We start from the raw sequence: 13,039 nt of genomic DNA on the forward strand, positions 1-13,039 counted from the left end.
CGAAGCTTTGAGGCACGAATCGCCGGCGATCGCATTGTAGCCCGAAGCGTTAGCGAGGGACGCACGCCGCCGAACGTTCCATTTATGTGCGAGCTCAAGCGGCGCTCGCACTGGCCGACTGCGCTGGCCAGTGGCACACCGGCGAACGCCCCCTCACCCCTAACCCCTCTCCCGCGAAGGGGAGAGGGGAACCGGTGTGCCACCGGCGAACGCATTTTAGCCCGAAGCGTTAGCGAGGGACGCACGCCGCTGGACGTTCCATTTGTGTGCGAGCTCAAGCGGCGCTCCACTGGCCGACTGCGCTGGCCAGTGGCACACCGGCGATTGCGTGCATCCCTCGCTAACGCTTCGGGCTACAATGCGGCGATTGCGTGCAACATTTACCCGAGAGCCGCTTGCTGGCAAACGGTGGATTGTGGATTGAAACAACGCTGCGCATTCGCCGTTGAAATCAATGCAGCGGCCTCGGCCGGCACCTTTTCGTCGACCTTGAACTTGAGCATCAGGTCGCAGCGCTCGGCAAATGCACGGTCCGCTCGCGGGCGAGTTCTGCCGCGTATTCAGTGCGGCCCGAATGCCGTCGACAGACAACGCTGGATAGCTGCCGAGGAGTTTTTCAGGCGATGCGCCGCCTGCAATGTTGTCCACGACAACAGCAACCATGACCCGCGTTCCGGCAATGCACGCCTGACCTTGGCAAACGAATGGATCAACGAAAACGGTCTCGCCAATTCATTGTGCTCGCCCTCAATTCTCTGTGGTTGCCCCGCACGAATGTATGTCGGGCGTCAGTTATGCTCCGCCCCGTGGCCGTCGGGTTTGTTGAGATGGGAGCGCAAATAGCGGGCGCGCTCGATGTTGCGGTCTTCGGTGTCGAGTTCGACGCCGCGGAGCTTTTGCAGATGGGCCGGCTGTGTGTGGATGAAGAGCTCGTTCAGATCGGGGATCGCGAGGTCGGGAATCAATCCCAGGTTCACGCCCATCCGCACTCGCGACAATAGGTGCATCGTCTCTTCGGAGCTGATGGTTTGGGCCGTGCGCAGGATGCCGTAGGCACGGCTCACCTGATCGTGCAGCGTTTCGTGCTTTTCGCGAACCAAAAATTCGCGAGCCCGGCGTTCGTAGTCGATCAGCACCGGCACCACGTCGCCCACCTGTTGCACCAAGTCGAGCTCGGTTCGGCCGAGCGTGATTTGGTTCGAGATCTGATAAAAGTCGCCCATCGCTTGCGAGCCTTCGCCATACAGGCCGCGCACGGCGAGGCTGATCTTTTGCAGGCTGCGAAACACCTTTTCGATTTGCTTGGTAATCACGAGCGCCGGCAAATGCAGCATGACGCTGACGCGCACGCCGGTGCCGACGTTGGTGGGGCAGGCGGTCAGGTAGCCCAATCGCGGATGGAAGGCGTAGGTGACGCGCTCTTCGATCAGATCGTCGATCTGGTTGATTTGCTCCCACGCGGCAGCCAGATCGAGGCCGCTGTGCATGCACTGGATGCGGAGATGATCTTCTTCGTTGATCATCAGGCTGATTTGCTCGCGACCGTCGATGGCCACGCCGCGGGCGCCGTGGCTTTCGGCATGCTCGCGGCTGATGAGCTGCCGCTCGACGAGGAACTGCCGGTCGATGCCTTCCAACTCGCTGACATTGATATATTGCAATTGGCCGGAGCTTTGGATTTGCAGAATTCGTTCGCGGAGTTGGCGTTCGATTTCGTTGCGATCTTGGTCGGTGGCCCGGCTGATGAAGGGGAACTCGGCCAGATTTCGAGCGAGCCGAATGCGGCTGCTCATGACGATATCCGACTCGGGGCCGCTGGCGCGCAACCATTCGCCGGTCGAATTGGCAAGTGCGTTTAGATCCACAGTACGTTTATATCCGCAGTTGAATTTGAACGCGCGGCGGGTTTGAATTCTTCGAGCGGTCGCCAACGGAGCAGGCACATTCCATGTGCCGTCCGCGGCGCAAATAAGGGTCACTATCCAACGGACTGGCAACGATTGCCGGCTGGTTCGGCGCTGTACACACGGAGTGTGCCTACTGCATTATTCCGGCGGGGATTGTTGGGTTTGTTCTTCGACACGGCGAATTTCGTCGCGCAGGCGGCTGGCCCGTTCGTAATTTTCTTCGCTGATCGCTTCCTTCATCTCGCGGCGCATGCGGATCAATTCGGTCTTGTGGGCCGTGCCGCCGGCGTAGCGATGCGGGCGTTTGCCGACATGAGCCGTCTCGCCGTGGATGTTGGCGATCAACGGTTCGAGTTCCTTCTCGAAGAAGATATAGTCGTGCGGGCAACCGAGGCGGCCCTGATTGCGGAACTCGAAAAACGTAATGCCGCACACGGGGCAGGCTTTCTTGTCGAGCTTTTCGAGCTCTTCCGCCGTCTGGCCCACGGCCAATTGCTGCGCAAGCGCGCCGGCCAACGTGGGCTGCGAACCAGGCTCCGGCTCGGTTTGGGTGAGATACAGCCGGGCATGCTCCTCGCAGAGGTGCAATTCTTGCTGATGCTTTCCCTTTTCGAGTTCGGTGATGTGGAAGGTGGCCGGCTTATCGCACTTTTGGCACTTCATTGCGTACCCCCTTGGAAGGCTACAGGTTCAAGGCTACAGGCTTGAGGACGCTACACTCCGCCATGCGCTTGTTGCCAAACACCTTCAGCCTCGCCGCCTTCCCGTGCAACCTCGTCCCTGCGGCATCTGTTCCGAAATGCCTAGGGGATTCTAACAGCGGGCGAGCAGGTGTCAAGGATAGTGCTTGCATGCGGTTGCGTCGTAAGCCCTGTCGGCCTATGCGGATGGGCGCGCCGCCCCGACTGCACGGCCGCGGCCCGCGAACCGTGGACTGCAAACCAGAACGCTGCTATCCTGATTGCCGGTTTTGTGGCTCGCGTGAATCGACTTGTGCAACGCAACGCGCGAAACCGCAAGCGAGCCCCAACGCCGTTTGAGATAGAAGCTCGCTCGCGGTTTCGCGCGTCCTAACGCTAACCCCTTATCCTCACCTCACCCTTCCTCCTTGCACTATCCTCCTCTCGATAGCTTCGCCCGACTGGTCGACGGTCCGCGGCTCGTGCCCGTCTACCGCCGGCTGGTGGCCGATTCGTTGACGCCCGTTTCGGCGTTTCACAAGCTCGACGGCGGGGCGTGCGCCTGCTTGTTTGAGAGCGTGGTCGGCGGCGAAAAGGTCGGGCGATATAGCTTTCTCACGGCCGATCCGTTCATGCAGATCGAGCTGCGCGGGGCCCGGATCACGGTTGTCGGGCCCGGCGGCGCCGAGGAAGCGGAGGAATTCGAATCGCCCGATCCGCTGGGTGAACTGGAGCGGCGCGTCGAGTCGTTCAAGGCCGTGCATCTGGCGGAATTGCCGCCGTTCACCGGCGGGGCCATCGGCTACGCCGGCTACGACGTGGTGCGATACACCGAGCGACTGCCGAATCCACCCACCGACGATCGGCATTTGCCGGACCTGGCGTTTGCGTTTTACGACCGCATGGTCGTGTTCGACCACATCAATAAGACGATCGTCGTGGTGGCGATGGCCCGGATGGATCAGTTCGCGCCGGCCGAAGCATATCGCGATGCCCAGCAGCGCGTCGATGCGATGGTCGAGCAGCTTTCCCGCGGCGACGAACTGCCGCCGATCGATATCGACATCAGCGGCCCGCCGAAAATCCCATACAAGGCCAATTGCACGCAGGATGAATTCCAACAGTCCGTCGAACGCTGCGTCGAATACATCCGCGCCGGCGACATTTTTCAGGTCGTCGTTAGCCAGCGGCTCGAAGTCGAGGTCCACGCTTCGCCGCTCGATATTTACCGCGCCCTGCGGGTAGTAAACCCCAGCCCGTTCATGTTCTACCTGCGCACGCCGAGTGCGACGCTCGTGGGCAGTTCGCCGGAGGTGATGGTGCGCGTGGTCGAGGGGCAAGTGACCGTGCGGCCATTGGCCGGCACTCGCCCGCGCGGACGGAACGACGAGGAAGACCGCCGGCTGGCCGAGGAATTGCTCGCCGACCCGAAGGAGCGGGCCGAACATGTGATGCTGGTCGACCTCGGCCGCAACGATGTCGGCCGCGTGGCGCGATTCCGCTCGATGGAAGTCAGCGATGTAATGGCCATCGAGCGCTATAGCCACGTGATGCATATCACCACGAATGTCAGCGGTCGATTGGCCGAAGGCAAGAATGCGTTCGACGCGTTGCGGGCCTGCTTGCCGGCGGGGACGGTTTCCGGGGCGCCGAAGGTGCGGGCGATGCAAATCATCGACGAACTCGAACCGACCCGCCGCGGGCCGTATGCCGGAGCGGTCGGCTATATCGACTACGGCGGCAACATGGACACGTGCATCGCCCTGCGAACGATCGTCGTGCAGGGGAACAAGGCGTATGTGCAAGCCGGGGCCGGGATCGTCGCCGATAGCCAACCCGCGGCCGAGTATCAAGAAACATTGAACAAAGCTCGCGGACCGCTGAAAGCCATCGAAATCGCCGAACGCCGGGCGAAGTGACGACGCATTTTCACGCAGAGTCGCGTGCGGGGTTAGCCCGCAGCGCAAGCGAGGAAGAGCGGGGTTTCTTCCTTGCGTGCGCTGCGGCTCGGAAGACAGAACCAAGGGTGCAGATTGCAATGGCAACATCGACCGCCGCTCCAAGCCAAACCTCGCCGCCGACGCTGACAACGATGCATCCGACCGGGGCCGACCCGGTCGCGCCGCCGCGTGGGCGACCGTGCGCGGCTTGCGGGTCGCCGGTCGATCCGGGCGATAAATTCTGCCACGCCTGCGGAACGGTTCAGCCTGCTGTTGGCCCCGCCGGCTTGCCGCGGGAGGTGGTCGCGGCAAGCACTGGCGGAGCCAGTGGCACACGGAGTGAAGCTGCGGCCGCGGGCGCAGCCGGCGCGCAGAAGCATTTTCGCTGTCAGCAGTGTGGGGCCGAGGTGGCGGTGGATCCGGGCGAGCGAAGCTTTACCTGTCCGTTCTGCGATTCGAACTACGTCGTGGAATTGCCGGCCGATAGCCAACGTGCGCAGCCGGAGTTTGTCGTCGGGTTCGCGATTTCGCCGGACGACGCGGCCGCGAAATTTCGGGCGTGGCTCGGCGAGGGAGGCTGGTTTCGTCCCGGCGATTTGAGCACCGCCCGGGCCGACGGCAAACTTCGCGGCGTGTATTTGCCGTTTTGGTCGTTTTCCACGCTCGCGCAAAGCGACTGGTCGGCGCAAATCGGCGAGTATTGGTATCGCACCGAAACCTACACCGCGTACGAAAACGGCAAGGCCGTCACCCGCACCCGCGAGGTGCAAGAAACCGAATGGTGGAACCTCTCCGGCAAACACCACAACTACTACAGCGGCTATCTCGTAACGGGTAGCAAGGGTTTGAAGCAAGCGGATGCCGACCGAATCAAGCCATACCATTTGGCCGCGCTGAAGCGCTACGAGCCCTATTTTCTCGCCGGCTGGCTGTGCGAAGATTATTCGATCGACCATGAGGCCGCCCAAAAGATTTGCCAACAAGAATTCTATCGCTGGGAACAGACGGCCGTGGCCGCGTTTTTGCCGGGCGACACGCATCGGGCCGTCGCGGTGCAAACTGAATTCAGCGACACCACCGCCGATTTGATCCTGCTGCCGCTTTATCTATTGAGCTATCGCTACGGCGACAAAGTGTATCGATTCATGGTCAACGGCCAGACGGGCCACGTCATCAGCGAGAAACCCCTCTCGCCGCTGCGGATCGGTTTGGCCGTCGCAGGCGGATTGCTGTTGCTCCTGCTGGCGTGGCTGCTGATTTATTTCTCGCGGCATTGAAGGGCGGGGCGGCGACGGTTCGATTGCTTAAAACGCGCAAAACCGCAAGCGAGCCACACGCCGCCGCTTGCGGTTTCGCGCGTTTGGTGTGCCCCCGCCAAAGGCTGCCCGGTGTGCCCCCGCCAACTGCTCGGTGTACCCCAACTGCTCGGTGTGCCACTGGCCAGCGAAGTCGGCCAGTGTGAGCGCAATTGCGTGTTGCACAATATGCAGATGCCAACCGTGATGGTGGATTAGCGCATCTGTCCGTCGAAGCCGGCCAACCTCGACTCGCCGTTCGGCACTTGCAGCCTTCGCCTGCCGGCGGCACACGCTTCACAAGCGACCTTTCGCAGCATTATCCAAGAGCGGCGGCCAGGTCGTCGCGCAAGTCTTCGAATTCTTCCAGGCCGACCGAGAGGCGGATCAGGCTGTCGCTGATGCCGTGGGCGGCGCGGGCGGCAGGATCGTAGCTGGCGTGCGACATTGCCGCGGGCTGCTCGATCAGCGATTCGACCGCCCCCAGGCTCACCGCCAGGCGGAACAACTTTGTTCCATTCGCCACGTGCTTTGCCGCCGCCAAATCGCCGGCGACTTCGAACGAAAGCATGGCCCCAAAACCGCCCTGCATCTGGCGGGCCGCGAGCTCGTGGCCCGGATGACCGGCCAAGCCCGGATAATAGACGCGGCGAACGCGCGGATGGGCCGTCAAAAACTCGGCCAAGCGAGCGGCGGTGCGGCATTGCTCGAGCACCCGCAGCGAAAGCGTTTTGATGCCGCGCGAGCAAAGAAACGACTCGAGCGGCGCCATCACCGCGCCGGTGGCGTTTTGAATGAAATACAGCCGGCGAAACAACTCTTCATCGCGAACCACCAGCGCTCCGCCGAGCACGTCGCTGTGGCCGCCGAGATATTTCGTCGCCGAGTGCATGACGATGTCGGCCCCGAGCTCCAGTGGCCGGGTGAGCGCCGGAGTAGCCAGCGTGTTGTCGACGCCGAGCAGAATACCATGCTGCTTGGCCAATTCGGCGACGGCGCGAATGTCGGTAATCGACAGCAGCGGATTGCCGGGGCTTTCGATCCACAGCAGTTTCGTTTGCGGAGTGATCGCGGCGGCAAATGCCGCCAGATTGGTCGCCGGGGCAAGCGTTGCGGTGATGCCCGCTTGAGGGCAGATTTTATGCAACAGCCGGAACGTGCCGCCGTAGATATCGGTGCCGGCGACGATGTGGTCGCCCGGCTTCAGTAGCAGCGTCGCGCAGTGGATGGCCGCCATACCGCTGGCGAAGGCCAAAGCGCCGCAGCCCGATTCGAGCGAGGCCAAGGTGGTTTCGAGCGCTTTGCGCGTCGGATTGCCGCTACGCGAATAGTCGAACTCGGCCGATTCGCCGACGCCCGGTTGAACGTAGGTCGCCGCCAAATGGATCGGCGCGATCACGGCCCCGGTTTCCCGATCGGGCGGATTGCCGACGTGAATGGCGCGGGTGCGGAAACGCATAGGGATGCCAACGGGCTTTCTAAAGTAGCAGGCACACTCCGAGAACGTGAAAGAATGGGGACGGGCGCCTCACGCCGACCGTTTTCGCCGGTGTTGCATCGAGCGACTTCGAGCCAGTCCCCATTCTTTCACAAACACTCCGTGTGCCGACCGCGCGTCCGAGGTACGTTGCATACCGAGCAGCGCAGACGGCACACGGAGTGTGCCTGCTACTCTACGCAATTCTAGGTTTTTTCCAGGGCTTGCGCCAGGTCGGCCACGAGGTCTTCGGGGTTCTCGATGCCGCAGGCCAGCCGGATCATGTTGTCGGGAATGCCCCAGCGCTGGCGATCGGCCGGCGAAGCGGTGAAGTAGCTCATCACGAGCGGCTGCTCGATCAGCGATTCGACGCCCCCCAGGCTCGGGCCGATGCGCGGAATCCTCACCGCATCGACCACGCGGGCCGTTGCCCGCCAATCGGCGTCGCGCACCAAGAATGTCACCAATCCGCCGAAGCCGCGCATCGTCCGCCGCGCGACTTCATGATATGGATGCGACGGCAAACCCGGATAATAGACGCGCTCGATCCGCGGATGGCCGGCCAAAAACTCCGCCACGGCCTGACCGTTTTCATTGTGCCGCTGCATGCGGAGCTCGAACGTTTTCAGTCCGCGCGCGAGCAGATAGATATTTTGAGGAGCGTTGATCGTGCCCATGATGCCGCGCAGCTTGCACACTGCATCGAGCTTCTCGGCCGTGCCGACCAGCACGCCGGCCAAGAGGTCGTTGTGTCCGCCGAGATATTTCGTGGCCGAATGCATGACGTAGTCGACGCCGGCCGCGAGCGGGCGGATATTGAACGGCGTGCCCAGCGTGGCGTCGATCAGCGTTTCGACGCCCGTCCGCCGGCCGAGTTCGGCAAACCGCTCCAAGTCGACGATGCTCAGATGCGGATTGGTTGGCGATTCGCTGATCAGCAGGCGAGTGCGCGATGTGATGGCGGCTTCCATGGCATTGAAATCGCAAGCCCGCACTTGCCGGGTTACCACGCCGAAGCGCGACAAATGCTTGCCGCAAAACTCGCGGCTGCGATGGTAGCATTCGTCGAAGAAGATTACTTCGTCGCCGGCGTTGAGCTTGGCCAGCAGCAGCCCCACCAGGGCCGACATTCCGGTGGAGAAGAGCAGAGCGGATTCGCCCCCTTCCAGCGCCGCCAGTTTTCGCTCGACGACCCGCATGCTCGGGTTGCCGTAGCGGCCGTATTCTTCGCGCGGCTGTTCCTTTTCGATGAAATCGATGACGGCCTGCGTGTTTTCGAACGTGTAGGTCGAGGTGGCGAAGATCGGGTCGGTGATCGAGTTGGCGAATTTTTGCCGATCCTCGCCGGCATGCACGGCGAGAGTCGAGGGGCCCATGGCGACGTTTTTCACGGCCGGTGTTGCCGCCCGCTCGCCGTTCAGAACTGCGTCCGCGGCTTCGGGAACGTCGAGGGGCGCGGCGGCAGGTTTGGCGCTAGTAGTCATGATCGAGCGAACTCCAAGGGCACAAGGCTTCACATTGCCGGCCGTACACAAAAAAAGCCGCGAGTCGGCCGACCAACGGCCAATTTCGCGGCTCCCCTTGGGTCAAGTTTGATCGCCCGATCCAATCCGGCACAGTGCATGATTGGCTGCACAATCGTTTCTAGCTGATTGCACAGTTGGGCGATGGCACTTTAGCAGTTTGTGGGCTGCAAGCGGCCGCAAATCCCGAGCGCCAATTCTAGCTCTGCCGCTGAACGGTTGCAAGCGACCGACTTCGGCGGTCTCGGCGAAGCGCTCAGCCGGCCTCGGCCGATTCCGAGTTTGCCCGTTGTTGTTCGCGGTCCAAGAACGCGTCGATTTCGGCAGTCGGGCGATCGGGGTCGCGCGTCGAATCGTGGCCGGATGAATTTGGCTGGCGAATTTGCGGAACGGAAATCTGGCTGCGCAACCGTTCGTGCCGCTCTCGGGCCGCGGTGAATTCACTCGCCTTGCCGGCGCCGAACACGGCCGCCGCGATCCCGATCACCATGAAAACGACGCCCAACAATGGAAACATCGCGGGGGCGCCCTGCGACGACGCAATACCGATCCAAACCATGCCGAACACGACGGCAATGATGCCGAAGATCACGCTGCCGACCACCGATGGCTCGACCATTTGGCCGTCATTGCCGCGGGACAGATACGTTTGGCGTTCTTGCTCCCATTCGCGGTCGATCCGGGCGAGTTCGGCCTCGTTGTGAAGTTGGGCGAGTTCGCTCTCCATGACACCGGTGCGCTCGTCAATTTGCGCCAACTTTTCGGTGTACGTCGCCGAATCGTTGCGTCGGACGGCCAAACTGGTGTGGCAATGCGTGCAAGTGACAAACCGAGCGTCGCGCGGAACTTGCAGGGGCGCGCCGCAGTTGATGCAAGCAATGGTTTCCAGGTTCATTGGTTCGCTCCCCGGGCAGATTATCCCGTGCTCGATGCGGAAAATCAATGGAGGCGCTGAAGCGATGCGGCGTGTGCCGATTTTGCGGCTCACTCCTCCCCGAGGTTTCGAAGGGCGGCTGGCCAAGTCGGCAAAAAAATCGCGACTCGAGTTGCTAGACGGTCGGTCCAACTTTGGCTTAGAATATGGCATTCACGATCGGCAATGGAAACAGCTTTTGCGGGGGGAGGATGCCATGTGCTGGGGTATGCGATCTCGGCGGCGCGGCTTGCAAACGGTGGCATGCGCAGGAAGTCTTCCGGCCCTGATGCTGCTGATCGTGCCGGCCGCGCGGGCCGATGGGCCGGTCAAGGAAATTTCGCCGATTCCTGCTGCTCGGCCGGCCACGCCCCCCGCAAACCAAGTGGCGGCGATGAACCGTCCGGTTCCAGCCGCTGCCGCGCCGGCCGCGAAAGCAGCCGCCGCTGCGGACAGTCCGGCGGCGTTGATCCAGCAATTGGGCGACGATCGGTTCGAAGTTCGCGAAGAAGCCAGCCGGCGACTGAGCCAAATGGGAATCGAAATCCAGCCGGCGCTCGATGGCGCGCTGCATAATCCCGATCTGGAGGTTCGCGTTCGCGCCCGGCGCATTCTCGACACGGTGCTGAAGGCTGATCTTGAGAAGCGGCTGAATGCGTTCGCCGAAGACGTCAACGACGCGAAACATCTCGATCTGCCGGGCTGGTCGCGGTATCGGCAGGTAATCGGCAGCAGCGGCACGGCTCGAAAGCTGTTTGTGGAAATGCAACGCGCCGAGCCGAATCTGTTCCGTGCCCTGGAAGACGGCCCCGCCGCAACCGCGACGGCTTTGGACTGCTCCGTCGCCCAATCCGTGATCCGGATGCAATCGCGAGCCCGGTTTCCCAACGGATACATGCTTCCCTTGGGATCGATCACGGCCATGCTCTTCGTCGGCTCGGATAACCAGGTGCTGATGGCCGACAACACGGCCACGCAAGTGGCCTATCTCACCAACCAGCCGGCCATTCAACAGGCAGTCACGAGCGGCAGTCAGATCGCCGTGATTAAGAAAATCCTCGGCGCCTGGATTGCCCGGGATGCCAGCGCGAATGTCTTGGCCCAAAACCTGTCGATTGCGATGCGCTTCGATCTCAAGGAAGGAGTGCATACGGCCGCCAACGCGCTGAAGCAAGGGAACCAGCCGGCCTATATCAAGCAGATGGCCCTGGCGATGATCGGCCGGTTGGGCGACAAGACGAATCTGCCGTCCGTCGAAGCATCGCTTGGCGATACCGAGCTGTGTGGCCAGATGAATATGAACAATCAGCTCTATCAGACGCAGGTGCGCGACGTGGCCTTGGCGGTTGCCATCCATCTCGAAGGGCAAGAGCCGAAAAATTTCGGCTTCGATCGCCTCGATATGTCGAACGGTTTGCCCTACTACAATCCGGGCATGATCGGTTTCCGCAACGCGGATGAACGCGATGCATCGGCAAGAAAATGGGCAGATTGGGTTGCGAAACATCATCCAAAGAGCGCCGCTAGCACGACGGCCAAGAAGTCGTAATCGACCGCGCAGCTTCTCTGCTTTCTCCGGCCTTCTATCGGCACAATCCTCCACTTGCCGCAGCTTGCGCCGGCTCGCTCATTCCGGCGCTCGGATCAATCTCTCTTGACCAAGAAATCCGATAATGGGACAAGGCCAACGCTTTGCCCCCGGGCGGTTTTGGTTGGTGGCGTTGGGGGCTGAAGCTTCGCGAGGTCGGACTGCCATGCATCGCAATTTCACGCTCGGCTTGGTCGCATTGATCACGGTCGCGGCCGTCGGCTGCCAGACCAATACCGAAACCGGCGCTCTCGCAGGCGGCGGAATCGGGGCGGTCGTCGGCGGTATCATCGGCCATCAATTCCATAGCACCGCCGCCGGCGCCGCAATCGGCGCCGGAGCCGGCGCCCTCACCGGCGCGGCCATCGGCAACCAAGTCGATAAAGACGAAGCCCGCAATCGGGCTCTCATCGAACGGCAGCTCGGCCGGCCGATGCCCGGGGCCGTCTCGGTCGACGACGCCATTGCCATGACTCGGGCCGGCGTCGCCGAACCAATAATCATCGATCACGTCAACGCCGTGGGCGTGCTCCGTCCGCTCACGACCGAAGACATCATCTATTTGCAGCGCAACGGCGTCAGCCCGCGCGTGGTGCAAACGATGCAGCATCCCGCCATGCAGCCGCCGCCGATGGTCGTGCAGCAAGGCCCGCCGCCGCCGGTCGTGGTCGAAGACCCCTATTACTACCGGCCGTATTATCATCCCTGGTACTACCGCCGCCCGCCGCCGCCGCCCGGCATCGGCGTAACGATCGTACCGTAGGAACGGGCTTGAGGCTTTGAGGCTTGAGGCTGTGAGGTACAAAGGCACGTGGACGCTGCGCGTCCTAACCGTCTGACCGACTCCGCAACGACGCGAAGCGCCCGCCATTGCCCTCGTCCCTCGTCCCTCGTCCCTCGCTCCTCGCACCTCACAGCCTCCATGGAGACCTCGCTGCACCGCGACCTGAAACGGCTTTATGCGGGCGCTGAAGCCCGAGTCGAAATCCGCATGGCCGGCTATCGGATCGACGCGGTGGTGGGCGATGAGTTGATCGAAATTCAACACGGCCCGCTGGCCGCGATTCGCGACAAGGTCCGCCGGCTGTTAGCGACGCATCGCGTGCGCGTCGTTAAACCGATCGTGGCATCGAAGCAATTGATCGTGCGCGGGCGGAAGGGGGGACGTGTCACTCGCCGCCGGGCCAGCCCGAAGCATGGCCGACTGTTGGATCTGTTTGACGAATTGATCCATTTCACGAGCGTGTTTCCGCATCCGCGGCTGACGCTCGAAGTGCCGTTGGTGTCGGTCGAGGAATGGCGCTATCCCGGACACGGCCGGCGACGGTGGCGAAGGCCGAACGATCTGGTGGTCGAGGATCAAAAGCTGGCGGGCATTGAATCGCAGCATCGACTTTCGACGCTTGCCGATCTCGTGGCGTTGGTGGCCTGCCCGCTGCCAACGCCCTTTCACACAGGCCACATCGCCGCGGGGCTGAATATTCCCCGTTGGTCGGCCCAGCGCATTGCCTATTGCCTGCGGCAAATGGGGGCGGCTGAAACGGTCGGCAAGCAGCGCAACGCCTGGCTCTACGATTGGCTCGAGCCACGCCCTCTTGCTGGGTAGGCCCCCCAACGAGCCTGTGGACGATGTGCGTGCATGGTTGCCGGGTTTCTGACCGTTTTCACGACCGATCGAGGTTTGAGCCGCCGCGGAGGGCACGTTCTCAATTCCAG

10 protein-coding genes are annotated in these 13,039 nt (G+C 62.3%); 5 read left to right on the forward strand and 5 right to left on the reverse strand.

Annotated features, from left to right (window positions below; translation table 11 throughout):
- Nucleotides 1-788 precede the first annotated feature (788 nt).
- Together VHX65_03285 and VHX65_03290 are read right to left on the reverse strand one after the other, a co-directional pair.
- Nucleotides 789-1,865 carry a protein arginine kinase gene (locus tag VHX65_03285; GenBank protein HEX3997555.1) on the reverse strand — a complete coding sequence of 359 codons (1,077 nt, stop codon included), beginning with the start codon at nucleotides 1,863-1,865 and terminating at the stop codon, nucleotides 789-791.
- 180 nt (nucleotides 1,866-2,045) lie between these two features.
- Entirely contained in the window at nucleotides 2,046-2,570 is a 525-nt protein-coding gene (locus VHX65_03290) for a UvrB/UvrC motif-containing protein (protein ID HEX3997556.1), read from the reverse strand.
- Between the two features lie 445 nt (nucleotides 2,571-3,015).
- Between VHX65_03290 and trpE the strand changes: the two genes are divergently transcribed.
- Complete coding sequence (gene trpE / locus VHX65_03295; GenBank protein HEX3997557.1) at nucleotides 3,016-4,506, forward strand: anthranilate synthase component I; 1,491 nt, start codon at nucleotides 3,016-3,018, stop codon at nucleotides 4,504-4,506.
- Between the two features lie 119 nt (nucleotides 4,507-4,625).
- Nucleotides 4,626-5,804, forward strand: coding sequence for a zinc ribbon domain-containing protein (locus VHX65_03300; protein HEX3997558.1), 1,179 nt, complete (start codon nucleotides 4,626-4,628; stop codon nucleotides 5,802-5,804).
- A gap of 337 nt (nucleotides 5,805-6,141) precedes the next feature.
- Here VHX65_03300 and VHX65_03305 read toward each other — a convergent pair whose 3' ends face one another.
- The 3 genes from VHX65_03305 to VHX65_03315 form a co-directional block, all read right to left on the reverse strand.
- A complete protein-coding gene (locus VHX65_03305; GenBank protein HEX3997559.1) occupies nucleotides 6,142-7,281 on the reverse strand; it encodes a PLP-dependent aspartate aminotransferase family protein in 1,140 nt (379 codons plus the stop codon).
- Nucleotides 7,282-7,505: 224 nt separating this feature from the next.
- Complete coding sequence (locus tag VHX65_03310) at nucleotides 7,506-8,675, reverse strand: aminotransferase class I/II-fold pyridoxal phosphate-dependent enzyme (GenBank protein HEX3997560.1); 1,170 nt, start codon at nucleotides 8,673-8,675, stop codon at nucleotides 7,506-7,508.
- A gap of 403 nt (nucleotides 8,676-9,078) precedes the next feature.
- Complete coding sequence (locus tag VHX65_03315; GenBank protein ID HEX3997561.1) at nucleotides 9,079-9,717, reverse strand: hypothetical protein; 639 nt, start codon at nucleotides 9,715-9,717, stop codon at nucleotides 9,079-9,081.
- Nucleotides 9,718-9,964: 247 nt separating this feature from the next.
- On the opposite strand from VHX65_03315, the gene VHX65_03320 reads away from it, so the two are divergent.
- The 3 genes from VHX65_03320 (at nucleotide 9,965) to VHX65_03330 (ending at nucleotide 12,929) form a co-directional block, all read left to right on the forward strand.
- Nucleotides 9,965-11,284 carry a hypothetical protein gene (locus VHX65_03320; protein ID HEX3997562.1) on the forward strand — a complete coding sequence of 440 codons (1,320 nt, stop codon included), beginning with the start codon at nucleotides 9,965-9,967 and terminating at the stop codon, nucleotides 11,282-11,284.
- Nucleotides 11,285-11,489: 205 nt separating this feature from the next.
- Nucleotides 11,490-12,086 carry a glycine zipper domain-containing protein gene (locus tag VHX65_03325; GenBank protein ID HEX3997563.1) on the forward strand — a complete coding sequence of 199 codons (597 nt, stop codon included), beginning with the start codon at nucleotides 11,490-11,492 and terminating at the stop codon, nucleotides 12,084-12,086.
- Between the two features lie 159 nt (nucleotides 12,087-12,245).
- Nucleotides 12,246-12,929 carry a hypothetical protein gene (locus VHX65_03330; GenBank protein ID HEX3997564.1) on the forward strand — a complete coding sequence of 228 codons (684 nt, stop codon included), beginning with the start codon at nucleotides 12,246-12,248 and terminating at the stop codon, nucleotides 12,927-12,929.
- Nucleotides 12,930-13,039 lie beyond the last annotated feature (110 nt).

It is taken from the genome of Pirellulales bacterium, assembly GCA_036267355.1.
GTDB lineage: Bacteria > Planctomycetota > Planctomycetia > Pirellulales > DATAWG01 > DATAWG01.